Source organism: Bradyrhizobium sp. 179, assembly GCF_023073535.1.
Classification (GTDB): domain Bacteria; phylum Pseudomonadota; class Alphaproteobacteria; order Rhizobiales; family Xanthobacteraceae; genus Bradyrhizobium.
Map to the genome: position 1 here is coordinate 187,670 of NZ_JADPJR010000157.1, position 24,085 is coordinate 211,754.

The window sequence follows — 24,085 nt, forward strand, 5'->3', positions numbered from 1 at the left end:
AATAAAGCAGAGCTGAGACCAGAGAGTCCAAGGCGGCGCCGTCGAGCCCGCAAGCTTCTGCAGCTTGTGCTCAAGATCGAAGTGACACGGCCGATCGAAGCCGCTGAGCTGAGCCCAGCAGGCCAGATCCTCTAGCAAGCGACGAACTCTGTTCGGCGCGCAGAAGGACTGTGCCTATGTCTGCAGGAAATTCGACCAGATCAACAACCGCTCGTGTGCGGGCTGATGCAATCCCTGACGACCGACTTCTCTTTTCGCGCAAGCAGGTCATGCGGATGCTCGGTGGCATCTCATACCCGACCGTCATCCGGCTCGAGAAAGCCGGCAAGTTGCCACCCGTGAAGCTAAAGCCCGGCAAGACCTGCAAGGCGTTCTATCGGCGGGCAGATGTCATGGCTCTCGTCGAGACCTGACTCCCGAAAGCAGAAGGGGCGCACCCCGACCACAAGGATGCGCCCCACCATCGCGCCGGCGCGCCTCGCCGGCATTCGAACACCGCTCCATGAAAGCGATGCCATGACCAAGATTAAGTCTATCCGCCGTCAAGGCGCTACCCCGCCGCTCGACACGATTAGAAGCTCGTCCGCATCGGTAAAGCTGATCCGGCCCGCCGATCTAGCAGCTTCGGCCGCTGAAGCGCTGGACGAGCCGCTTATCGCGAAAGTCGAGGCCTACCTCGACACGCTCGAACTCACCTACCCTCGCCGGCCCAAAGGCCTGCTTGCTGAGGCGAGAGCAATTCTGGGCCGGCCAGTTTGGTTCAAGGACATCAGCGACGCTGAAGGCAATAGATGGGGCGTCCGCCTCCACCTACATCAGCCGACGCCAGAACTGCTTACCGCACTCGACAAATATGGCGGCAGCCTCAGCCGCTTCGATATCGCCTTCGATATCTTCCCATTCGACATGTCAATCGAGCTGATGGCCAAGGTCATCCGCGAGTGCGCCATCCTGCGCTGGCGCCGCCCGCAGGCCATGTTCGAATTCGAGAGCACTCTCTATTGGACCGAGTGGCACCTTGGTCAAATCAGACCCGACCGCAATCTCGCAGAGTACCATGACCTGCCGAGCAAGATTGATGCTGGCAAGCCGGCTGTGCATTTGGAGCTGCGCTTCCAAACCTCCGATGCGGCTAAGGCCCAAAACCTCCACCGACCTTCGCAGCTAATTCGGCTGAACCCCAGAGCGCTATTCGACAAGCACATCCGGATCCTCGACTTCCAGCAGCACATTGCCGATGACATCAATAGCAGCGCCAACCCAGGCCGCGTTCGCGGCTTCTATAAGCGCAATTATCAGCGACGGGTGCAGCTCTTCAAAGATCGGCAGCCCCACCTCATCAAGCTCTTGGAGCCACTGAATAGCCGGTTCGCCATCAAAGATCACCTCACATGGGGAGCTGTGTCTGGTCCTAAGGACGCGTTCACCTGGCTAACGCGTGATCAGCAGTCTCATCATCCATCTGCGGCTGAGCATCCATCTTCGGTTCTTATCATGCAGCTGCCCGAAAGCGTGGACCACAAGATGGACTACAGCATCATGTACCCCTATAGTAGTGCAGGCCGAAGGCAACACCAATAACGCGAACGCGGGTTAGGAAATGATCGTCGAATGCAAGGGCACCGCCCGAATCCAGCACAAGAGCACTGGTGAAATCTACGAGATCGAAAGTGACGAGCTAGACTGGGACGCTGTGAGCAGCGATGAAAGGCAAATGGGCCCCGAAACGGAATACCAAGCCGTCATAGAGCACCAGGCATTGGGGAGGCTTCGCTGGTCGCTATGGGAATACCCGGTCGGGATTGAGAATAACCGCGAGACCGACGCTCAAGGACACAAAGTTATAAACGACTTCGAGTATGGGCTTAGACACGAACCTGATGTGGACGATTGGAGCGACTACGCTGTTCCTGACGATCCGTACAGCGTGTTCATGGCTTCCTATAATGAGACATCAGCCTTGCTGGTTGAGAAAGGAAGCGACGAGGGTCACGCGCTGCTCAACAGGATGATTTTTTCACACCAGATCACGGCCATGGAAGCCTATCTCGCCGACACGCTGCTGAACGCCGTACTCGATGACGCCGATGCGAAAGCGCGGCTCATGTCGGACGACAAGGACCTGAATGAGCAGAAATTTACGATTGGCGAGATTGCGGCAGAACCAGACATCGTCGCTCTAACGATCGAACGATACCTTCGCTCTATTCTCTACCACAATCTGTTAAAGGTGGATTTTCTCTATAGCTGCGCGCTCCAGATCAAGATCCTAGCTCTCATCTCCGACAAAGCCAGACTATTGAAGGACATCAGACTGCGGCACGATTGCGTACACAGAAATGGCTTCGACAAGGATGGAAACGAGCTGAACGTATTCACAAAGAATTATGTTCAGGCAACCGCAGACCTGATTATGGACTTCATCAATAAGCTCGAGGCGGCGGTGCGTGCACGCGCAGTTTGAGCGCAATGCTCAATTAAAGCAGTGTATTCGCAAGCCATGCGCTCCCCCGGAGAGACAAACGCCTCAGCCGAATATTTTTGCTCGGATGAGCGGGTGAGCGGCATTTTCTGATTTGCGACCAGAAGGTCGACAGCAGCAGACCTCCTTAAAAAGGCAGCATTCCAGCACGGGGTTGCAATTAGCGGAGATATAGACCCAGCTTGCGCAAAATCTCGAAGCATCTGGAATGCAGATGGCTGCAAGCAAGCAACTCACTCAGCGAAAGACTAAAGCCCGATCGCGTGTCACGAATGGCAAAAGTCTATTTCCGAAGGAAGTAGACCAGCGCACTCTCTACTATCGAAGATTTCGTGATCTTGTCGATTTGCTTTCGGCTGATCTTGGCGGCGCCGATCGTCTCAGCACGAGCGAGATGGCGCTTGTGCGGACTGCGTCCACCCACATGACGGCGCTGGAGCAACTGGAGATGAAGTTCGCTCTGGCGGAGGGCAAGTCATCGAATGATGACCTGATGCTTTACCAGACACTCTCGAATTCATTGCGCCGGCTGCTCAAAGAACTCGGCATCAAGCGGAAGCCGCGCGACCTCACGCCGGTCAGCCCTCGCGAGTATCTGCGCAGCCGCATCATCGATGACGACGATCCGCATCGACTCAATGGCAGCGATCGAGTGAGGGCTGCATGATCCAGAGGTATCGGGCTTCCGCTGAACTAAGGAAGCCCATACCTCGTCTCCGATCAAAGCGCGACGGCTCCATTATCGACTGCATCCATGACCCACAGCTCTTCGCGTCATGGTTCGAGGACGACTGGCAGAGCTGGCAGCCATGGCTCGCTTTCCTCTGCGCCCTCTTCGCCCTGCCGATGGATGCGGACCAGCTCGGCATCTATCGCGAATGTACGTCCCGCAATGATGCGCCGAGTGATATCGCCAGAGAGGCATGGCTTGTCTGCGGCCGCCGCGCCGGCAAGAGCTTCATTCTCGCGCTCGTCGCCGTCTTCCTAGCTGCTTTCTTCGACTATCGACCTTATCTGGCCCCCGGCGAGCGCGGCACGATCCTCGTCATCGCTGCCGACCGAAAGCAGAGCCGCGTCATCCTTCGTTACATTGCCGCGCTGCTCAAAGGCGTGCCGATGCTGGCGCAGCTCATCACCCGAGAGACGGCGGAAGGTTTCGATCTCGCCAATTCGGTCTCAATCGAAGTGGCGACTTGCTCTTTCCGCTCGGTGCGCGGCTATACCCTCGTCGCCGCTCTCTTGGACGAAGTCGCCTTCTGGCGCGCCGAGGATAGCACCGAACCCGATTATGAGGTTCTGAATGCGCTGCGTCCGGGGATGAGCACCATCCCGAATAGCATGTTGCTGTGTGCCAGCTCGCCCTATGCGCGGCGCGGCGTGCTCTATGAGGCGCATCGGGCGCATTTTGGCCGCGAGCGTGATCCGGTCCTAGTTTGGCAAGCGGCGACTCGCCGGATGAACCCAAGCGTGCCGCAAAGCTTCATCGACGCCGAGATGCAGCGCGACGCGACATCGGCTCGCGCTGAATATCTAGCTCAATTCCGCGCTGATATCGAAGCCTTCATCACCCGCGAAGCGGTCGAAGCGTGCATCTCGAAGAATGTCTATGAGCGCGGCCGGATCGAAAGGGTTAAATACTCGGCCTTCTGCGACCCATCAGGCGGCACGGCCGACTCTATGACCCTCGCCATCGCTTCCAAGCAGAACGGCATCGCGACGCTCGATGCACTGCGCGAGCGCAAGCCGCCCTTCTCTCCGGAGCAAGTCGTCTCCGAATTCGCCGCGCTGCTCAAATCCTATGGCGTCACAAAGGTGCTCGGGGATCGTTATGCCGGGGAGTGGGTCAAAGAGCCCTTCCGTGCCCATGGCATCACCTACGAAAGCGCGGCCAAGCCGAAGTCTGATCTCTACCGCGATTTCCTGCCGCTCGTGAATTCGCGGAAGGTCGATCTGCTCGACCATCCGAAGCTCTTGCAGCAGCTCGTCGGCCTAGAGCGCCGCGTCGCGCGCTCCGGCAAGGACAGCATCGATCACGGTCTCGGCGCTCACGATGACATTGCTAATGCCGTAGCCGGCGCGCTCACAAGCGTCGGCGTGCGCAAGTACGCCTATGACTCGTCAATGGCCTGGGTCGGCACCGGCCATCTCGACGACAACACGGATTTCCGAGCCGGGCGGATCACCCGGTATCTGTTCAGCGGAGGACTTCTGCGATGAACTTCCAAGTACTCGACAAAGACGGCAAACCAATCTCAACCCTTGGGAAGGTCGTTCCTGACCGCGCAAGCGTGCGCGTCCTCGTAATGGATGCCGCGCCGACAGGCCCACTCCACCAGCCAGGATCGTTGCCGCTCACTGACGCCGACCGTGATGCGAGAGAAGCCGCATACCTCGAACGCAAGCGCAGGCTGTCGGACGCTTTCCGCCATCCAGCGCTTGCTCAGCCGCCGGCGGCCGCCAGACCGCCCCAGACGACGCTGCCAGCACCCGTGCCGGGCGTCTCAGATGCCGAGGTTCGATATGCCGAGCGCTGCGCGGCTCTCGAACGCGCTTATCGGAGGGCCTGACATGCTGGAGCTACCAACTTTAGCACACGTAAAGTTGGATCGGCTCGACTCACGCGCCATGGAGGTGCACGACGCCGTCTCCTCCGTGGCCCGCCGAGCGTCCGATCTTTCCAGAGCGCTGGCGACGGCTCCCTCGACCGAGCACGCCTCCATCGAAGCCGAGATTTCACGGCTCCAGACCCGACTGAGCGAGCTGCAAGAGCGGCATCGGCATTTCGCCAACCTCGTAGCTGCCGTCAAGCATTGGACGGCAGTCGCTCATGGCAGCTATGAGATGGCTAGGACTTCCAAAGCTAGTCCGCAGAAGGGCGAGACGATCGACCAAGCGGTGGCCAGGGTGCGCGGTCATATCAAAGCGCTGGCTGCGGAGCGCGTGCGCGTCTTGCAGTCGGGGCTGCCGTCAGCCGATCTGAAAGAGCAGGCATCGGCATATGTCGCGACTCAGCGCGAGCGTGGCCGACCGAAGCTCGTCTTTGGCCACGACCAGCCTTTGCAAGTGCAATTCAATGCACAGGTCGACGGAGCGTGGACGGCAAAGCTGGACATCGGCGCTGCGCTCGCTTGGTTGGACCCGATCGCCTTTGAGAAGCGGCTGCACGAAGAGATCGACAGGATACCTCATCCTGCACTCGCAATGTCGTCAGATGAGCGCGCGGCTAAGCTGCTGGAGCTAGAGGCAGAGCTGCTGGCCCGTGAGCGCGACGAGGAAGCGCTGATAGAACTCGCCGAGGAGCAAGGGACGGGCATCGCTCGCAGGTTGGATGCAGACCCGCGCGCGGTACTTGGCATCGCCATAGCGGGCGCCAGGAAGCCAAAGCCGGTGCGCGTCAGAGCAGCTTAGCGAACATCCCTCCCGATTGCCGTCGTCTCGGGAGGGCATGCCGGCTGGTCCTTAGATCTTTCATTCCAGCCGGGGCGCGCAGTGTGCAGGTCGTGCCATCCAACAACAGCACACAGCTTGCGGCCCCTTCTCCTTTCCGGGCGCGGCAAGCAGAGCGAGCCGCCGCTCCACTTGTCCGGCGTCCGGCGGCGGCTCGCTTCTCTTCTAGCGATGGCCTTACCCCGATATGGGCTTTAGCCTCGCACTTCCGGAGGTGGAGGCGTCCGTGGTCATGAGCATCACGAGCATCATCACCATCAAAACCGCGACCAGGCGCAAGGATGCCAAAGATAATGAGGCCGCCCATAGGCGGCCCTAGTTCTTTGTCAGAGGCTTTCTCGGTTCTTCTGCCGTTGCCTCGATGTCAACAGGGGGAAGCTCGCCCGTGCGGTCCTTCAGATCGGCTGCGCGCTGGATCAAGCCAGACGCAACCTGCGGGTCCTTTGTTGTTTTTGCCAGCCGCAGCAGCGTTGCTGCCGCCTCTCGGGCGAAGGAGTAGTAGCGCGACAAGTCTTTTTATCCCCAATCGAGAGGCCCCCGGGGAAGAGTCACGAACTCCGATCTTGTTCCGCTGCTTTGTGCAAAAATGCACACAAGGGACGAAAAGCCTCAGCTTCGGGCTAGCACCGAGCTGAGGCTCTTGTGTCGGCGTCACGTTGTCGAGGCGTGATCTGGCAGCGTCAACTTAGCACCGGCCTTTTGGTTGCTAGTCAGGCTGCATCGATGAGAGCGATCGCGCGGACCTACCGGGCCCGCCGCCGTCGTACCAGCCAATACACGCCGTATCCAATTGCGAGAATAGGAAGGCCTGCACCGGCAATCGGTCCGGGGGCTCCCCTCGTTTGGCCGGGCGCGTCGGAACAATTCCCCTTGCCGTTACAAGCCGAGGCAGGTGGTGCGGTCGTCATCGCCAGAGTCAAAGCAAAAGCCGCTGCGGAAAGAACGCCCCAGGTGACCTTCATGGATCCGCTCCTCTCCTAGGTTGCCGCTTGAGCTGCAATATTAAATATTTTACCGCGATTTAAAATTAATACAATAACCAAAATTAACCGGTACCGTGACTGGATGGCGCACCGACGTCGGTTTCGGGGCCAAAAAGCCGCAGAATTAGTCACGCAGCGGCAGGTTCTGCTTCCCTCTCTGAAACAGCTTCGCGGCTGCGAGGACTCGACTCTTTGTTCCCGTTATGTTCTAGTCGCCCATGGGAAATCGAAGAATGGCGGAGTGGCGCATGCCCTCGCGGAAGCAGGTCGACAGACTGGCTGGCATCGCCGAGCAGCAGCGGAGGGCGTCGGCGCCCGATCCAGCCCCCTCCGACCCGATCCCCGATGCGCTCTGGCAATCGCTGCTGGACGACCCGCGCGCGGCCGGCAAACCGAAGCAGCCGATCCATCAATGCCGTCTCGCTGATATCCAGCGCCATATGCTGCGCGTCGAATGCTCGCGCTGCTCTCGCATCGTCGAGATGCAGAAGGCCGAAGCCATTCGCTACTTCGGGGCTGATGCGAGCTGGAAGAATGTCGGCCGGCGCTTGCTGGACCAGACCTGCACCAACCGGACCGGCCGGCACGAAGAGGATGGCTGCTGGCCGAACTGGTCAACCTAAGCCAGCTTGATATCTGCGGGTCTCGTACCTGGCGGATAGAACAGTTCGGGCGTGTCAGCCTCGCTTAACGACACGTGCTCAACTGCGACTGCGCCCTGCCTGAAGGCGGCCTGCACGGACTGGCCTGCAGCAAGGGCAGCATAAAAGCTCGGAGCAAATGCGACAGCGCCCAGATCAGATATGGAGGTCTTCATAGAGATAACAATAAGGCCGAGCTTGAGCAACGGCTTACGTGCTCCAGAGCTATGGCAAGAATTTAACAAAACGAGACGCGGCGGATGATCGGTTGCTGCGAGAGCCTTCGCGAGCAAACTGAACGAAACTGCTTCATCGGCTTGCTTGCCCACTTTCGCATTGTCCATTGCAAGCCCCCGCGGGCTACCGTGTCCAGAAAAATGGATCATCTGAGGTTGGAAGTCATTTAGACCGTCCAGCAATGTTGTGACATTCGCCGCTGGGCGGTATTGCACGGTGATATTGTCTCTGAACTGCGAGCCGCGAATTGCGTCCTGTACCCGACGAACTTCCGCATCGACGCGTAACGCATGAGCCTTGTCGGGATCAGCGGTCAGATAGAGAATGTTGAGGTGGGCTTTCTTTTTTAGATCTCGGCGATTGATGGTCTTTATGGATCGCACCACCACGTTGGTTGCAGGCCTGCGCTTGGTTGGCAGCTTGGCTCTCGCCTTCGGATTGTCGGCGAACTTTACCAACTCTTTGCGAATGGCACGAACGTTTGGGTCTTTCCGGTATAAATTTCTGCTTCCGTCCTTCACTGATCCATCGTTATCTTCTCGGATGATCAAGTGATGTGTAGCCAGGTGATCAATTTGATTTTGAGCCTGCTGAGCATCCTGCCCCCGGACATTTGCGGCCTTCATGATCTGCTTTTTCGATCTTGGAAGGCTCCCTGGCCCATAGATTACGTTAAACAGTTTTCTCCGCAATTTATTCCTGCCTAAATGCTTCGAGAGGCGCTCTACCGTCTCTTCGTGATCGCCAGCCAGGTTTATGATCGAATGCCGGGTGACCATTAAGTCAACTCTTCCTCGGTGAAACTCTCGGCACCATTCGACTGATCGTAGGCTGGCTCACGCCTAACACCTGAGCCAGTTGCGCTTGCGAATATCCTTTTTCGAAAAGCTCCATGATGCGCAGCTTTCGAAGCATCTCTAGTTCTTTGATGATCACGTCAGCTTGCTCTTCAGTCACATCAAACTCCGCGCTCAGCCTTCACTGCGGGCATGCCCTTCGGCATCATGCGACTGACAGTCGCCTCGCTTACGCCAAGCGCAGATGCGACATGCTTCTGCTTGTAGCCAGTCGCGAGGACCTGAAGCATCAGTAGTTTGCGCACCCATTGCGTCTTTTGAACTGAAGCCTTGAGAGTTTCGTCAGTCACTTATTTTTCTCCTATTAGTCTGCGCCGCGACTCTTTGCTCTACGTCCCGCGGCTTTTCGGGCAGTCGACAATGTGACGTTCACATGATTCGGGGTTGTGCCAACTATCTCCGCAATTAGCGTGGGGCGAAGTCCAGCCCGAGACAGGAACACGATCTTGTCCTTTGAAGACTCCATCTGAGCCGTCAGAGCGGCAGCTTGGAGCTTGATCAACACATCCAACTTCTCGGCAATCTCATCGACCACAGTACAGTCCTTTGAACGAGCGGTGCGCCGCCTCTGAGGCTTAGCACCTCGCTCGGGGCGCGCTTAATTTTGGGCGAAAAGGACCGCTTTACAAGGCCGCAGCTATACCAAACCTGTCGATAACTAACCTTTTTTGACTAATGACGTTCTGTAAAACGCTGAAACCTCGAATGTTTTTTTAGAAAAGAAATTAGTGCATTAGTTTGTTGCCGCTCGTCTGGCGCTTCAACACGCGGGCAAACGCCTCAGGTCACGCGAGCTTGGCTAGATCCTCTTCTTGTTTAGCACGCCTCAGATCGAGCATGAGACGCCAAGGTCCCTCGCCCCTGATTTTCACCTTCCAATAGGACCACCCATTCAGCGACGTTCTCTTGCCGCCCTTGGTTCTGGCAAGGTCCGTCGCAGCCGCAGAGAGGGTGTCATAGGATTTCCCGTTGACGACCAACTGGCCATTCAGAAATGCGCCTTCAAATACTTGCGCGCCCCGCTGATATTCCATCCTGGCCTGCGAACCGTGAGGGATGATTATCCCATCCTCAGACCATGGCGCTCCGTCTTCTGCTCGGACCCGCTCAATTTTTGCCTTGGGCTCCGGCAGTCCTAACAGGCGCCGAAGCGCAACGTAGGGCTCCTCATCGAAGCCACGGCGCTCAGCTTCGATCATTTTGTGAATTTCAAAATCGATCGCGATTTGGCTGAACTGTGTCATACCTCTTCCCTCAAGGTCGCAGGGATCCTCTCATGCTCCGATTACTCCGTCAAGGAGTAAAAGGAGTAGAGGAATTTCGATAACGCGAATTGTGGCGGCTTCAAATTTATTTTCGCAAGCTAGATCAAAGGATTGATCGTTCAATCATCGGTTTACTGCTACTTAACGTTGAACAACGGGTCGCGCAATCGTTTCTCATCAGTATGGGCAGTTTAGAGGGTCGAATAGGCGGCTCTCATGCTTCGATAGGAGAGGATCAACGAATGGCCAAAAAAGCAGCCAAATCCGAGAACAGTGCGCTCGCCAAAATTGAACTAAAAGAGAGCCTTGGAACAACGATTGACCGCATCAGGACCGCGAACGGAAGTCCCCATCCTGATTGCGTCAGCACTCAATTGCTGTGGCATTCTTTCATTGTTGGCGGCGATGATGCGGGCGTATGCCTTGACGATTTTCTGGAACGACTAAACACGCAACCCGAGCGCGCTGAAGTAGTGGCCGATATCATCGTAGACTGGTTTTACGAGCGCCATGAAGAGCACTACCCGGCGTTCCAGAGCGTCTACGAACGCTAGGCAGGTCATCCGCACGCCTTACCGCACCGTCGCACCCGACGGTGCGGTTCACTCGCCGCGCGACCTCCGCTATAGCCTCCGCTAAACGCAATTCAGCGATCTACGAGGTTCAGCTAAGAGCTTGATGACATTGGTACAGTTGGGTGGGCTCGAACCACCGACCTCCTGTTCCACAGTCGTACTCCCGCTGAATTCATCGGCGATCATTGAGCGCCATCGATTTCGTCAACTCGAAAATTCTTAGCTGAAACAAATGCTTAGGTCGATTTTTCGACTCTCAGCGGATATCGTCTGCGTCCATTAGGGATGTGATCGCAAGCGCACGATCGATACCCAGCGGATACCCAAGGGACGCAGGCTAGCGTGATGAGTGAAGAAACGACAAATGGCCGACGGCCAAAGGAAAGCCGGAGACAGCGGCTAAGCGACAGTTGGATCGCCCGCCACAAGCCAGATCTCCCCCAAGTCGATATCTTCGACGTGGGCTGCTCCGACCTCGTCCTCCGCATCAGCTACGGCGGGGCTCGGACTTTCCGGGTTCGCTTCAAGGATGAGACCGGCAAGACTCGCTACAGCAGCATAGGCCGATGGGACCCCGACAAGTTCAACGTCGATGCAGCGCGTAAGGCCGCGAAAGCATTCGATCCTCAAACGGGACTGAAAGGCAAGCGATCGACCAGAGGCCTCGGGCAGGACCAGGCTTGGTGGCTGACTGCAACGCTCGAGCAAGTCATTGAAAAATACATATCGGAAGTCGTGTCCGGCTTCCGGACGGCCCGCGAGACAAGCCGCATCTATCGCCGCTACGTCGTCCCTACCCTGGGAAAAAAGCTGTTCCTCGACCTCAAGCAGAGCGACGCGGCCCAGTTGCGCGTCACCATGCGTAAGGAAAATGGCCATCGTCAGGCCGACATTGTTTTTGGCCTAATCCGGACGCTTCTATTCTGGGTCGAAGACGAAGGCCTCATCGACGATTACGAGAGCCCAATCCGCTATCAATCGAAAAGGCGAGGCAAAAGGAAAAAGGGCGGAGGCCGGGACCGCGTGCTCGATGACGACGAACTCAGGCTGGTCTGGCGAGCCGCAGAGCAGATGGGTGGGCTTTATGGCGGCCTCGTCCGGCTCCTCGTCTTAACGGCCCAACGGCGCCAATGCCTCGCAACGGCCCGATGGAGCGAAATCATCGATGGCACCTGGTACGTCAGAGAGGAAGAGGGCGCGAAGGGCACAGGACAAATCCTGAAGCTTCCTCCCCTCGCCCTTCAAATTCTCAATGGCCTGCCCCGCATCGAGGGTAATCCGTATGTCTTCGGCGTCTGCCACGACGGCGAGCACAAGCCGTTCAACAGCTTCGGCCAGCGTAAAGAAGAATTGTTGGAGCTATTACCCCGGCAGCTTCCGCGATGGACTTTGCACGACCTAAGGCGCACGGCCAGAACTCGCATGGAAGATATTGGCATTGAGGAGACCACGGGCGAAGTCACGATCGGCCACGCATTGCCTGGTGTGAAGGGCATTTATGTCCGCTCGAAATTCAAAGAAAAGCGCGCCGACGCCTTGCTTCGTCTCTCGCAGCACATCGCTGAGATCGTTGGCTTGCCTCCGGATCAGGGGGCTCCTCCCGCCGATCCTATCGCGTCGAATGTGATCCCCCTCGCCCGTGGCAAACGTCCATAGACGCTCGCGCGAAGCGGCTGCCTGCGGTCCGCGCGCTCTCCCCACCGCAAGACGCGGGGAATGCCCAAAAGCCACGGATACCGCTGAAAATCGCCCTGTGATTGCAAACGTTCGCCGGACGTCACTGGAATCCATTGGATTGACGAGGCCTGAGCGTCTTGTCATCATATGCGTGCGGCGTCCTTCAAGGCCGAGCCCTTGTTGGTTAGGGTACCGCGGCGTAACCGGGGCCAGATGTACACCCGGGGAATGCATGGCGGCCTCGTCGTGGGCGCGCTCCATCGTCCGATCAGACAAGCCCGGTTCTGATCCACATCGCAAAAGGACTTCGCTGAGAAGCGATGTCCATAGCGATATGGATCACTCGAATGTCTGTCACGACGACTAACGTATCCCCGTCTCCTCGCTCATTGCTTGTCTCTCGCGATCAAGCCCGCGAGATGCTGGGAGGGATTTCCGTCTCGCATCTCCGGCGATTGATGCAGGCCGGAGAACTCCAGCCTGTCTTTCTCAACGCCAGTACTAAACGGCAACGATCCGGCAAGCTTTATTTCCGGTATGCCGATCTAGAAGCCCTGGTCGACAAATACGCGAAGCGCGCCGCGAAATGACGACGGGCATCACGCCCGTCAGATTTCGGCATTATCTTGACACGGTCGCCTACTTCTTCCCCATGAAGAGGCTACCGCCTGCCGACTGGGCATCAATTCGCAAAATCTACGGGGACACGCCGTACGTAAACAGGAACGCGATGGGCATGCTCGTCGCGTTCCAATGCCCTCAGCCTGACCTCCTCGAAAAGATGGCGAGCCTATGCGATCGTCTGCGCGGAAATCTCACGCGCTACGACATATCGTCGGACGCAATCGGGCCTGCATCAGAGAACCTGATCTTCATCAAGGAGCACCTCCTGTTGAAGCATCGCAAAGCCATGCCCATTGAGACGTTCGACAATCTGACAGGTGGAGAAGGATCAATCTATTGCCCGTACGAAGCGCCACGCAACGTAGCTCTCTACGACGATTTCCCATCCAAGCTTGAGCCCAAAGGGCCGAACGTTGCGAAAATGGATCTGCGTCTAAGAAAGCGCGCAAAATGCGGGATCGATCATCACGGTCTGATCGGTCTAAATCCAACGCTCGTCATTCTGCGCAACATCCGGTTCGTCGAGTTCGATCGACGACAGTCTGAGCGCCGCATATTCCGCAACGTACTGGAAGAGGAAGCCGACCCGCGGCAGGCCACAGCCCGCATCAGGGACATGAAGCGTCACGGGCAATTCGATTTCGTGCAACGCGTCCATGATTATGCCCCGCGCCTTCTGCTCATCACAAACAACGATCTTGTGCTCTTGGAAAGCACGCTCACGTGGAATGCCATACGACGCGGTATAGCCAAGAAGGACTTGTCTAACGAAATCAACATTATCGGATAAGAAATGCGTAAACATGTCCTCTTAACATGTCCTCTTAACATGTCCTCTTAACATGTCCTCTTAACATGTCCTCTTAACATGTCCTCTTAACATGTCCTCTTAACATGTCCTCTTAACATGTCCTCTTAACATGTCCTCTTAACATGTCCTCTTAACATGTCCTCTTAACATGTCCTCTTAACATGTCCTCTTAACATGTCCTCTTAACATGTCCTCTTAACATGTCCTCTTAACATGGCGCATGCCAACCCGCGAGATCAGCAGGACGCGAGATATGCCCGCACCGGCAAACCCGAAAAAGCGCGAGTTCTTCGTCTACATCTTCCGCGCGGATGGATATCCATTCTACGTTGGGATAGGCCGCGATCGGCGCGCCTCGGATCGTCTCCGCTATGTCCGCTCACTTACCCCAGCGAAGCTGAGAACGAAGAGCCTTAGTGTTCGCGTCATGGCCGAGCTGGACAAGAAAGCCCGGATCGAATTTTCCAGCACCAGGAAGCCCCTCGACAGGGCTCAGGCCCTCGTCTTGGAAAAGCAGAAGATCGCATGGCTGATCCGAAGCGGATACCAGCTAACGAACTGGCAGCATAATCCCTTCCGACACAGTGACGTCCTGCGTGCCGTCAGAGCCATTCGCGGCAGGATGCTCACCCCAAGCCAGCTTCTCACCAAACGGCGGACATAATGGCGATCTCGGCCCATGCCGCCTTTTGACCCTGAGCAGACCTACGTTGGGTGCTGTCCCGGCTAGGGCAAGTGTAACGAATGATTGGGACGCTTGATCCGATACAGATTGCGGCGTACTCTACCAGAGGGTGAGACGTTATGTGGTTGCTCGTGGCATTCATGGTTGTGGTCGTTAGCGGGCTAAACTTCATCATCGAAAGGTCGTCCATGACGAAAATGATGAAAGCGGTTACTCGCTTGACGGTTCTCGCCACAGCACTGGCGACCACCTTCTATTTAGTTACCTAGCCGACGAGCACTTGACCCTCTGTCATGTCGTAAGCCTTCGAAGCAAAATGCTCAAAACTCTCAAAACCGTCGTCCAAGTGATTTGGGCCGTCTCCATGATCGTCTTGGGCACGTCAATAGGCACTGCTTACGGGTGGCATTATCATGGATGGATAGGTGCCATTGGACTGGGCTTCGTGGGGTTAGTCGTTGGAGCGCTCGTCGCAGCCTCGCCTGCGCTCCTTCTTAGTGGAATTTGACCACCAGCATGTCCGCTTCTGGCCCATCTGCGAAGTTGAACCGCGTCTGTCGGAGGTCCGCTCATCAGGATAGAGCCGACCAGATTTGCTCAATCTGAGTTCTTGCGGACCCCGCAGCCCACTTCGCCTAAGAGGCCGTCATAAAACTCGTGAAGTCGGGTTGAACGTTGGGCCGCCAGCTCGCGTCCCGTCGCTGTGCAGAAGTTATCCGCAAGACCGAAAAGTTTAGTTTGGAAGTGGTCGAGCGCGTAGGAACTGTCATCGAGCTTCCGTCGAACGGCCGTTGGGTCTTCAGGATCATAAATTGCCGCCCTGCGCGTTCCAGCAAGATAGATGCAACGCGCAATGCCTATCCAACCAATCGCATCCAGCCGGTCAGCATCCTGTAGTATTTTTGCTTCAAGGCTAATCGGAGCGATACCAGCCGAGAAGCTATGCGCTTCAATGGAATGGCAAACTTGGCTTCTTCGGTCGTCCGGCCATCTGAGGACAGACAAGATCTTATCGGCTTGCTCTGCCGCGAGGCGTGACGCTCTGCCGCGCTCCGGCGACGCCTTATCGATCCAAACGCAATCGTGAAGAATGGTCGCCGCGACCAAGATTTCTGTGTCCCCACCCTCGTATCGAGCAATCTGAGCGACATTGCGCCACACGCGCAACAGATGAGCCTCGTCGTGCGCACCGTCCCGGGCGTCAAAGGCATAGGGAAGGATAGCCTGGGCGAGCTTGGGGTGAGGGAAATGAATGTGCAGCATCACTTTGCAAATCCGCAGCAGAATTTCTGCCTTCTTAGCATTTGGACATCGAAACGCAGAGAGTGAATGTCGGCTCTTGGCCCATCCCTGCCTTCCCGAGACGTCTCGTCCATGTCGGCAATGCTCACCAGAGCCGACATCCTTTTGGGTCCCAGGGCAGCCGGACACGGGACTGGGGGAACAGCGCTGCTGGCAAAATAGCGGCCCCGGGACCCGCTAATGCAGCAGGATCGCTGCTCAAGCAGGATGCCGCTCGACATCAAGAGCCGTGCCTGATCTATCCAAGCCCGACAAGAATGCTTATCGTTCGATGCCCTCGCAACATCAACGCCGAGGGAACTCCAATGAACGACAACAACGAATACACATTTGCAGGCCCGGGCCGTAAGCGACGTGAACGGCTGGAACGCGCTGCGCACCAGACCGAGCCCAAGCCCGACAGCTCCCAGAGGAAAGCAGCCACCTCGAAACGAGCACCGGAATTCCGAGACGTGTCCGGATCGGAGATGAAGAAAGCTATTCGATTGCTCACGCTCCGCACGGAGACATTCAAGGACGTCTCGAACGCGCTAGAACGCAAGGGCTATCGCGCAAGCGGACTTGCGATCGCGGGAGTGCGATCGGACATGCGCGCGACGATCAAGCTCCTGCTAGAAGAAGGTCTGTTGGACGAGCGACGGCTGAAGCAATATCGACGCGATCACTCGAGGTGAAATCGAGCCATCTTGTCTTTCGTTGCTCTTATGCCCTACGCATCAGCAACGCTGCAATACATGCTCGGACCACTTCAATTTTGATGGCCCCCGCACGCTCATCTTGCGTGATCTTTTGTTGTCCTCCGTATCGATCGCCCTGATTTGCCAAACGCCTGTTATCGAAACAGGGCGTCAATCTGGCTTTGAATGCTGAATTTCCCGGTGATTTTTGCAACAAATTCAACGTTGCTACCGACAGCATTGCAATAGGTAGCCCGATGGGTATCAATCGTGCAGGAAATTGAGCGAATGTATTCGCGAGCACGGGACAAATACTTTGCACGGGACGTTGAAGCAGAGATCGAGGCGCAATCGATCGGCCGTCACATCGGGCCGACGATTATTTGCCGAGCGCATTTCTGCCGATAGCCCGCGAGGCCGTCGCTTCGTCGATCTCGTCAATCGATATGCCGAGGATTGCGGAGGAGCCGAGTCCATCTCCGAGACGACGCGCAACCACATCCGACGCATCGCATTCCTCCAATGTGTGCTCGAGGACGCGGAAGCCGAGTACGTCAAGACGGGCTCGACGACGTTGGATGAACGTCTCGAATACCAACGGCTCAGCAACACCCAATCTCGCCTGATGAAAAAGATCGGCTTGTTCAACGCGTCTCCTGATCGGGATGACGACGAGCACGACGATCCTCTTGCATATGCTGAACGCGGGGACCCGCGTCCACACAGGGAACGGCTTGAATGAAGCAGAGGTTGGTGCGGGAACGTCTGGATGCCAGACCCGCACCGCGCCTCAAGCCTCAACCAAGATCAACTCGTCTCACACTCTTAGACGCGATAGCTGACCCCAAGCTCTTCAAGCCCTTCTTCCGCAATCCAACATCGTGGCTAGCCTGGACAGCATGGATATGTGCTGCATTTGGCTTGCCGATGTCGCAGGAACAGCTTGCGATCTATCGGGCTTGCACGGGGCGGAAGGATGTTCCGACGCAGCAGATGCGGGAGCTTGTGCTAGTGATCGGGCGTCGTGGAGGCAAGTCCCGCATCCTCGCATTGATCGCAGTTTGGTTGGCCTGCTTCCACGATTATCGTCAGTATCTCGACGAAGGGGAGCTTGGCGTCGTCCAGGTTCTCGCAGCAGATAAAGAGCAGGCCCGCGTTATCCTCCGCTACGTGAAGGGCTTCATCAAGAAGGTCCCTATGCTCGCGCGGATGATCGAGCGGGACACCAACGTTGGGCTTGAATTGTCCAACTCGATTTCAATCGAGATCACTACGTCCTCCTATCGCGCAGTCCGGGGCCGCACCGTTGTTGCGGCCCTCTGCGATGAAATCGCGTTCTGGCAATCGGACGAAACATCCGCAAATCCAGACTCAGAAACGATTAACGCGATCAAGCCCGGAATGGCAACGATCCCAAGCAGTATGCTCTTGCTGGCCTCGTCGCCCTATTCGAGGCGCGGCGTGTTGTACAACATGCATCGGCAATATCACGGGAAGGACGATCCTCGCGTCCTGTCTTGGCAGGCTTCCACGGACGTCATGAACCCGGAGATTGATCCGGCTTTTCTGGCTCAAGCATACGAGGACGATCCTGTCTCGGCTGCTGCGGAGTATGGGGCTCAGTTCCGTTCCGACGTCGAAGCCTTCATTGCTCGTGAAGCCGTTGAGGCCGTTACCTCGAACGAGCGGGAACGGCCGTATACGGCGGAGTTCAAGTATCACGCGTTCGCGGATGCGGCTGGCGGATCGGGCTCGGACTCGTTCACATTGGCCATTGGTCACGTGGAAAAGGGCATATCCGTTCTCGACGTCATCCGAGAGGCCAAGCCTCCGTTCTCTCCGGAGACGATCGTCGAGCAATATTCGACGCTGCTGAGATCCTACCGCATCAGTAAGCTCCTCGCGGATCGTTATGCCGGCGAATGGGTTCGCGAGAAATTCCTGGAGCATGGGATCACCCTCGATTACGCCGCGAAACCCAAGAGCAGCATTTATGCTGAATTCTTACCTCTGATGATGAGCCGGAAGTGCGATCTCCTCGATAACCAGCGCCTGATCAACCAGCTCTGCGGGCTTGAGAGACGAACAGCAAGGTCCGGCAAAGACAGCATCGACCACGCCCCCAACGGTCACGACGACGTAGCCAACGCAGTTGCTGGCGTTCTCACGTCCATGGGCGTCCGCAAGTATCGGTATGTCGCGGACTTGAGCTGGATCGGAGGACCGATCGATACCAACAATCCCGGACAGAGCCGAAGTGCTCAGATGCTCAGTAACATCTTGACCTTGAGAGGCATACGATGACCAAAGACTCCATTCTTTACGACAAGAACGGCAAACGCGTTCGTCGGCTCGACGGCGTAATCGCTGACGGTGATAGGCTCGTCGTTGGCATGCGGCTGATGGATGCCGCGCCAGCATCACCGTCCATCATCACCTTGCGTGACGGGGAAGACGATGCGCCCCCGGCTCAAGAGCAATTGGACGCAGCCTATCAGGCCCGGTGCTCTCGGATGGAGGACGCTTGGCGTCATCCAGATCAGCAGGACACGGAGAAGCAAGCTCCGCTCGCCTCCGTGGAGGACGCAATTGAACAGAGAAACCGGCGTCTAGAAAACGCTTGGAGGAGCTAGGACCAAGCCTGCCGCGTCTCGGCGCGGTGGGCCGAAAAAAGGAGGGGCCAGATGGCTGACGGATCGAAACTACCGAAAGCAGCCCAGCTCAAAATCCTTCGGTTGGAGGACGCAGAGCAGCAGGCACAGACGCTGATCTCATCCACGGTTCGCAGGATCGGCGAACTCGAACGGATCATCATGAACAACCCGGAGGGGGACAGGGTCGATGCTATCCGGGAGGAGATTGCGTTGCTCCGCGAGAGGAGAGAGGAGCATACCGATCGGCATCGCTCATGCTGCGATGTGAACGCGGCAATCCGTCGATACCTCGAAATGCTTCCAGCCAACGCGATCCTCTCGGACGCAAAGCGGACCAAGGTGCGGCCTAAGGCAGGCGAGAGCTTCGTCGATGCCGTTGATCGCATCCGGCGCGACATCGGCAAACTGGTCGCTGAGAAGTTTCAGGTCCAACGCGCAGGGCTGCCGATCGAGGAGGTCCGCTCTAAGGTGCGGGACTGGATCATGCAGCGCGCGGAAAAGGCACGCCCACGCATCACGGCAACGGACAATGAGGTCGCGATCAGCTTTGATATTTACGACGAAAAGGCATCAATGCCCGTGCCGGATATCGCTGCGATTATGGCCTTTCTCTATCCCGAGAGGCTGATGAAGCGAATTGACGAAGCCATTGAGCAGATGCCCAAGCCAGCCCTTGCCCTATCGGCAGAGCAGAAAGCCAATCGGCTCCGCGAGATCAAGGACCTGCTGCACGACTTGGAGACCGAGGAGGAGGCGTTGATCTCTTCGGCCGAAGAACAAGGACAGATGATCGATCGACGTCCGACAGCCGATCCCAAAGCAATACTCTGCCTTGTGGTCGATCGGAACAGGGCAACAGCCGCATGACAATTTCCCCTCCCGTCAGCTGCTTCCGGGAGGGGGATGGTGCAGCCTGCGATGATTGCCGTCGGCAGGCGGCGACGGACAAGTCGGCGAGTGTCCGTAGAAACAACCCCGACAGCCTGGGGTCAGAATTGACCTTCACTGACGCGACAGGTAGGCCCGCCGTTGATCCGAAGTTTCCCGGCACCCGGAGAGACGGCGGGCCTTTGCAGAACACACCGCTCTAGGGCGGGCGGCGTTACTCTGTCTGGCTTAACAAAAAGCGAGCAATGGCATCAAGATCAGCGTCGAAGTCAGAGCCGAGCACCACGGTATTCGTCTTTGCATCGATTAGCTGATATTGGCCCGCGTTATTCAAGCCAAGCTTTTTCCGAGACTTAAGCAATTTATATCCCTGTCGCTTTGCGCGAGACCTGAGCTTCGCCTCGTTCTGAACGGACATCATTCCGTCAGGGTAGCCACAATCTCATAGGACTCGTCATTATCGTCGGTTTGCGTCCACTCGAAGGTAGCTCCGGCGATGATGAGCGCTCTAAGTACTTCTCCCAATTCGGAGTGCGTAGTCCAAACCGTTACGCGCTCCTTGTGATCGGAAGAAACGGATCTCTCATGTCGGTTGTTCATGTGAACTCCTTTGTTTGTAGGAGCTCCATAGAAGCGGAGATTACACCGCGTTAGTATTGGCGTAAATCTGGATCATGCGCGAATGGTTAAAATCACCAGCGCTGTCTTCGGTTCAGTCGGATGTGATCCCAAACGATTGACTCGTCAGCAGCAGGATAAAGGCGGCTCACTGCGGCCCAGAGCTTGTCACGGAACGGCTTGGGTACACGCGCAACGCCGAATGCGGCCCGGTAATATTTCATCTCCTCGTAGATCAACATCGCGGCGTGATACGATTGAAATGTCCGAACGTTGCGGTTGCGAAAAGCGTCTTGACGGCCAGGCTCCCTTTTGAATTCCTGCCAGGTCCCTTCAATCACCACGCCGATATTCGCGGGAGCTTCCAGCAACGGCTCTTTGTTCCAAGACCGCTCGCGTTCGTGCAGATACGCCTCAATCCGCCGATCTAGTTCCAGTCTATTATTGCGCGTTCGCATAGTGCTCATCACTTGCGGACTGAATGGTCAACCTACAAGCTCAGGACCTCTGCCTTTTTCAGCTCGTCCACGACCATTTCGAGATGATCGTCGATTGCCTTGTTGGTGATGCTGAATGTAACGCGGCTTGCGCCACGCGATGAAGCGTCGGTGCCCCAGCCCTATCTTCGCGGCGCGCAGCCTACTTGAGCGGGGTTAACCGCAGTTAAAACCTCCAATTGATTTTGCCGGCGTCTGGAGAACGGAAGTCTCTTGCAGGACGCCGCAGGAATAGCGTTCCGGTAACTAGGAATAGGCTATGCACCAACATACGAGCGACGAATTTGGCACCGGACCATAATCAGCCTATCGGCCAAGTCTTCACGGCTATCTTGGCAAGCTTACTTTGTCGTGCGTTTATCTGCTCTAGAGACCAGGCAGAAGCTTTGGCAACCTCCTTGGTGACGAGAAAATTGGATTGCTGATAGGTTTTTTTCTTGTCGGAGAAGGATGAATTTCCTGCCGCAACATTCTTGGTGGCCTGAAGAAGAACCATGTTTCCAATACGGCGCTCGCACGCTGCCGCGACTTCGGGATCAATCTTCCAAGCTTGGCTGGGCGTTTTCGGCATCACATGCTCGAGGTTGATCACGTCGGACTCGGGATTTGCAATATACTCCGGCTCATCTTCGCCACGCATTTTGCGGTCGAGAGTTCGGAGGTAATAGCGCGCCAAAAACGCTTGTGACACTCTCGCCTTCTTGAAATCTTCCTCAAAGGTCGCATCGTTCGGGATAAGGTCCTTCATCGCTGCAAGCAATTGCTTGGCTTTGGTAATTTTCCCAATTCCAATTTCGTGAGCGCGTAGCGAGTAATTGCGGTCCAGAACACCCCCTCTTCCTCCCGAAATCAAAAAGCGGACCGACCAACTGACCAGCATCTTGAGTGCTTTGACAGCTTCCTCAGGAGAAAATTTCCTCGACACGGCGAATAGAAGGGGACGGATTTGCTCGACCTTCAAATCTTGATCGATGTTCTGCACGTATGTTCTTACGACGCCCTTATACTTATTCCATTTACTGTGACCGGGGTTGAATAGCGCTACGTAGTCGGGTGCAGCTTCGTCAAGCTGGCGCAGGAAGTCTCGGGTCTTTTGGTCGCCCGAGATTTTTTTGCGGATGCTATCAGCTAGCTCTCTTTCCTTCGTAGGGCCGTGCTGCGTTATCCAAAAATGACGTATATATGTAACGAGTAGGTCGTCGCTGCCCACCGACTCTACGGCGCCTGCAATCGAGGACCATCTTGCATTGGCTTCCTCAATTTTAGTTGTCTTGCTGAAAAAATAGTTCTTCAGCAAATCTGCTTGAGAAGCCCGAAGCCCACGATCGTTAAGCGTCTCGAACATGCGATAGGTCAAAGCACTGTCGGTCACCCGCACGACTACTACCTTCGCGCTCTCATCCAGAAAAGTGACCCAACGGACAAGAATTTCCTCTGCATCCTTGGGATTGTAGGGCGCGACTATTTTTGCGATATGCTGCTGAGCGAGTTGAGATGCGCGGAGGATGCGATGATTTGACTCCCTCAAGTTCTCGTGTGGCGCGACCTGTGTCCTTTCCTCCGCGTCGAGAAGGACGTTGTTGATGAAGAATTGCTGATCATCAGCATTTAGGCCAAGACGCGGTTTGGTTTCATCCGTCTTTAAGTCGATTGTGCGTAGATAATCTTGATCGATTTGCCGCGCCTTCTTTGGCTTTCCCTCTGTCTGAAAATAATCGCGTATTGTGGCGAGTAGAATGGAGGTGGTAGCCAGACGCTGTTGACCATCAGAGACGTCCGGCACTCCCTCGCCCGTCAGGACGACCGTTCCCAGAAAATAATCGGTGTCGCCGTCTTTGATTGCGCCCGAGAGATCCGTAAAAAGGTCGAGCACATGATCTTCTTCCCACGCGTACGAACGCTGGTTGGGAGGCACAGTTAGACGCCCACTGCGTAACAGGGCACCGATACCTGTGTACTCAAAACCGATTTTGCCTCCAGCCATGCTGCCCCCTTCGCAACGATGTATTCGCCGGTACGATAGCCGATCACAGCTAGCGGTTGCGAGCGGACGTCGAAAAATACGAACAAGATTGAAGCGAGCACAACGTCGGATCGGCGATACCTAAATTCGGTACCCACGCAGGGGGAACAGAGCCGGTACAAAGCAAAACTGTTGATTTGATTGGTACAGTTGGGTGGGCTCGAACCACCGACCTCCTGTTCCACAGACAGGCGCTCTAACCAACTGAGCTACAACTGCATCCTGGCGAGCCGCGCCTTGGGACGCCCTCAGGTAAGGGCCGGTGCCGAGGGGGCTGGACGGGGCGGAAACTAGGTGCAACCGGCGTTTTTGGCAAGGCCGCAAAACCCGATATTTGCCCCTCTCCAGGGCGAGAAAATGAGATCGATCGGCTGGGCCTTGTTCACCTCTCCCCAGCGGGGAGAGGTCGTCCGAATTCTTGGCGCAGGTCGATTAACCCAAGCCGCATCGCCCGCAGCGTCGTTCCAAAGAAAACCCGGGACTTTCGGCCCGGGTTTCTCAATCACTTCAAGTCTGGTCCGCTTCAGGCGGCGGGCTTGTAGAACTTCTCGGCGCTGGCCTTGATCGGCTCGGCGGTCTCGGCGGCGACGCGCTGGCTGAGCTCGACCAGCTCCTTGGCCTGGGATTGCAAGGTCTCGAACTGCTTGCGGGTATGGCCGGTCCACAGCTCCAGCACTTCGGCCGGCGACTTGAGGCCGAACAGCTGCTGGGCAAAGTCCAGCTGGGCGCTGGTATTGGCCTTCATGAACTCGACCAGCTTGGCGGTGTACTCGCTCGCGCCCTTGCTGGCGGAGGTGAACACGGCTTCCACGGTGCCGTTGTGGGTTTCGGCGGCGTCCTTGAACTTGGCGTAGTTCTCGCGGGCCTGCGACACGCCCTTTTCGGCGAACGCACGCATCTGCTCGGGAACCTCGAACGGAATGATCGAGGCAGAAAACGGATCAGTCGCACCTGTCATGTTGTCCCTCACGCTAAATGAAAAAATGGAGTGAGCCTTCTGGCGCGCCCGCCGGCCCCAATTTGGGCCCTCGCATTCAGCGGGTACGAAGACTGGAAACGCGAAACAAATGAGATGGCTCGCCCAGCGCCCAAGACTATGGCAGCGCATCGTGTCAACATTGTGCATCGCAATGTGCCAGGAG

The 24,085-nt window shown here is 56.7% G+C and carries 26 protein-coding genes and 1 tRNA gene; 16 read left to right on the forward strand and 11 right to left on the reverse strand.

From position 1 onward, the window contains the following. Positions 1-269 precede the first annotated feature (269 nt). The 6 genes from IVB12_RS36350 to IVB12_RS36375 all read left to right on the forward strand — a co-directional run bounded on the left by IVB12_RS36350 (position 270) and on the right by IVB12_RS36375 (position 5,890). Positions 270-413, forward strand: a complete 144-nt coding sequence (locus IVB12_RS36350; protein ID WP_247307514.1) for a hypothetical protein — start codon at positions 270-272, stop codon at positions 411-413. A gap of 37 nt (positions 414-450) precedes the next feature. After that, positions 451-1,581 carry a hypothetical protein gene (locus IVB12_RS36355; RefSeq protein WP_247307516.1) on the forward strand — a complete coding sequence of 377 codons (1,131 nt, stop codon included), beginning with the start codon at positions 451-453 and terminating at the stop codon, positions 1,579-1,581. A gap of 19 nt (positions 1,582-1,600) precedes the next feature. Further along, entirely contained in the window at positions 1,601-2,464 is an 864-nt protein-coding gene (locus tag IVB12_RS36360) for a hypothetical protein (protein ID WP_247307517.1), read from the forward strand. 232 nt (positions 2,465-2,696) lie between these two features. Further along, positions 2,697-3,149, forward strand: a complete 453-nt coding sequence (locus tag IVB12_RS36365; RefSeq protein ID WP_247307519.1) for a hypothetical protein — start codon at positions 2,697-2,699, stop codon at positions 3,147-3,149. A gap of 179 nt (positions 3,150-3,328) precedes the next feature. Next, positions 3,329-4,699 carry a hypothetical protein gene (locus IVB12_RS36370; protein ID WP_249817435.1) on the forward strand — a complete coding sequence of 457 codons (1,371 nt, stop codon included), beginning with the start codon at positions 3,329-3,331 and terminating at the stop codon, positions 4,697-4,699. Positions 4,700-5,050: 351 nt separating this feature from the next. Continuing rightward, entirely contained in the window at positions 5,051-5,890 is an 840-nt protein-coding gene (locus tag IVB12_RS36375) for a hypothetical protein (protein ID WP_247307521.1), read from the forward strand. Between the two features lie 354 nt (positions 5,891-6,244). Here the strand turns inward: IVB12_RS36375 and IVB12_RS36380 are convergent, their stop codons facing one another. Beyond that, positions 6,245-6,439: a hypothetical protein gene (locus IVB12_RS36380; protein WP_247307524.1), complete on the reverse strand. Its 195-nt coding sequence runs from the start codon at positions 6,437-6,439 to the stop codon at positions 6,245-6,247. A gap of 721 nt (positions 6,440-7,160) precedes the next feature. Between IVB12_RS36380 and IVB12_RS36385 the strand changes: the two genes are divergently transcribed. Further along, positions 7,161-7,535 (forward strand): hypothetical protein, encoded by a 375-nt coding sequence (locus IVB12_RS36385; protein ID WP_247307526.1) that lies wholly within the window; start codon positions 7,161-7,163, stop codon positions 7,533-7,535. On the opposite strand, the gene IVB12_RS36390 is transcribed toward IVB12_RS36385, so the two are convergent. The 4 genes from IVB12_RS36390 to IVB12_RS36405 form a co-directional block, all read right to left on the reverse strand. Further along, a complete protein-coding gene (locus IVB12_RS36390) occupies positions 7,532-8,569 on the reverse strand; it encodes a CHAT domain-containing protein (protein ID WP_247307527.1) in 1,038 nt (345 codons plus the stop codon). The two genes, IVB12_RS36385 and IVB12_RS36390, sit on opposite strands and share 4 nt — an antisense overlap. Before the next feature lie 4 nt (positions 8,570-8,573). Next, positions 8,574-8,747, reverse strand: coding sequence for a helix-turn-helix domain-containing protein (locus IVB12_RS36395; protein ID WP_247307530.1), 174 nt, complete (start codon positions 8,745-8,747; stop codon positions 8,574-8,576). 1 nt (position 8,748) lies between these two features. Further along, positions 8,749-8,937 (reverse strand): helix-turn-helix domain-containing protein, encoded by a 189-nt coding sequence (locus IVB12_RS36400; protein WP_247307534.1) that lies wholly within the window; start codon positions 8,935-8,937, stop codon positions 8,749-8,751. A gap of 495 nt (positions 8,938-9,432) precedes the next feature. Continuing rightward, positions 9,433-9,891: a hypothetical protein gene (locus IVB12_RS36405; RefSeq protein ID WP_247307537.1), complete on the reverse strand. Its 459-nt coding sequence runs from the start codon at positions 9,889-9,891 to the stop codon at positions 9,433-9,435. Positions 9,892-10,154: 263 nt separating this feature from the next. Here IVB12_RS36405 and IVB12_RS36410 point away from each other — a divergent pair, with 263 nt between their 5' ends. The 5 genes from IVB12_RS36410 to IVB12_RS36430 all read left to right on the forward strand — a co-directional run bounded on the left by IVB12_RS36410 (position 10,155) and on the right by IVB12_RS36430 (position 14,263). Further along, positions 10,155-10,466 (forward strand): hypothetical protein, encoded by a 312-nt coding sequence (locus IVB12_RS36410; protein ID WP_247307539.1) that lies wholly within the window; start codon positions 10,155-10,157, stop codon positions 10,464-10,466. Between the two features lie 366 nt (positions 10,467-10,832). Continuing rightward, entirely contained in the window at positions 10,833-12,143 is a 1,311-nt protein-coding gene (locus tag IVB12_RS36415) for an integrase family protein (RefSeq protein WP_247307541.1), read from the forward strand. Positions 12,144-12,511: 368 nt separating this feature from the next. Beyond that, positions 12,512-12,754 (forward strand): helix-turn-helix domain-containing protein, encoded by a 243-nt coding sequence (locus tag IVB12_RS36420; RefSeq protein WP_247307543.1) that lies wholly within the window; start codon positions 12,512-12,514, stop codon positions 12,752-12,754. Beyond that, positions 12,751-13,578 (forward strand): hypothetical protein, encoded by an 828-nt coding sequence (locus tag IVB12_RS36425; protein WP_247307545.1) that lies wholly within the window; start codon positions 12,751-12,753, stop codon positions 13,576-13,578. Before IVB12_RS36420 ends, IVB12_RS36425 begins: the two co-directional genes overlap by 4 nt. A 274-nt stretch (positions 13,579-13,852) precedes the next feature. After that, on the forward strand, positions 13,853-14,263 hold the full coding sequence (locus IVB12_RS36430) for a hypothetical protein (RefSeq protein ID WP_247307547.1): 411 nt from the start codon (positions 13,853-13,855) through the stop codon (positions 14,261-14,263). Between the two features lie 618 nt (positions 14,264-14,881). On the opposite strand, the gene IVB12_RS36435 is transcribed toward IVB12_RS36430, so the two are convergent. Then, positions 14,882-15,547, reverse strand: a complete 666-nt coding sequence (locus tag IVB12_RS36435; RefSeq protein WP_247307608.1) for an HD domain-containing protein — start codon at positions 15,545-15,547, stop codon at positions 14,882-14,884. 344 nt (positions 15,548-15,891) lie between these two features. Here IVB12_RS36435 and IVB12_RS36440 point away from each other — a divergent pair, with 344 nt between their 5' ends. Next, entirely contained in the window at positions 15,892-16,260 is a 369-nt protein-coding gene (locus IVB12_RS36440; protein ID WP_247307548.1) for a hypothetical protein, read from the forward strand. 382 nt (positions 16,261-16,642) lie between these two features. Here the strand turns inward: IVB12_RS36440 and IVB12_RS36445 are convergent, their stop codons facing one another. After that, a complete protein-coding gene (locus IVB12_RS36445) occupies positions 16,643-16,942 on the reverse strand; it encodes a hypothetical protein (RefSeq protein WP_247307550.1) in 300 nt (99 codons plus the stop codon). A gap of 59 nt (positions 16,943-17,001) precedes the next feature. Between IVB12_RS36445 and IVB12_RS36450 the strand changes: the two genes are divergently transcribed. The 3 genes from IVB12_RS36450 to IVB12_RS36460 are packed head-to-tail and all read left to right on the forward strand — an operon-like array spanning position 17,002 to position 19,784. Then, positions 17,002-18,567 (forward strand): hypothetical protein, encoded by a 1,566-nt coding sequence (locus IVB12_RS36450; protein WP_247307552.1) that lies wholly within the window; start codon positions 17,002-17,004, stop codon positions 18,565-18,567. Next, positions 18,564-18,896 (forward strand): hypothetical protein, encoded by a 333-nt coding sequence (locus tag IVB12_RS36455; RefSeq protein WP_247307554.1) that lies wholly within the window; start codon positions 18,564-18,566, stop codon positions 18,894-18,896. The genes IVB12_RS36450 and IVB12_RS36455 overlap by 4 nt, the downstream gene beginning before the upstream one ends. Positions 18,897-18,947: 51 nt before the next feature. Continuing rightward, entirely contained in the window at positions 18,948-19,784 is an 837-nt protein-coding gene (locus tag IVB12_RS36460) for a hypothetical protein (protein ID WP_247307556.1), read from the forward strand. A gap of 713 nt (positions 19,785-20,497) precedes the next feature. On the opposite strand, the gene IVB12_RS36465 is transcribed toward IVB12_RS36460, so the two are convergent. The 4 genes from IVB12_RS36465 to IVB12_RS36480 form a co-directional block, all read right to left on the reverse strand. Continuing rightward, entirely contained in the window at positions 20,498-20,881 is a 384-nt protein-coding gene (locus IVB12_RS36465) for a hypothetical protein (protein WP_247307558.1), read from the reverse strand. Positions 20,882-21,221: 340 nt separating this feature from the next. Further along, a complete protein-coding gene (locus tag IVB12_RS36470; protein WP_247307560.1) occupies positions 21,222-22,904 on the reverse strand; it encodes a DUF262 domain-containing protein in 1,683 nt (560 codons plus the stop codon). A 181-nt stretch (positions 22,905-23,085) separates the two neighbouring features. Next, positions 23,086-23,162: transfer RNA gene (locus tag IVB12_RS36475), tRNA-His, on the reverse strand. Positions 23,163-23,466: 304 nt separating this feature from the next. After that, the gene (locus tag IVB12_RS36480) at positions 23,467-23,901 is read right to left on the reverse strand and encodes a phasin (protein WP_247307564.1); all 435 of its coding nucleotides are present in this window, start codon (positions 23,899-23,901) and stop codon (positions 23,467-23,469) included. Positions 23,902-24,085 lie beyond the last annotated feature (184 nt).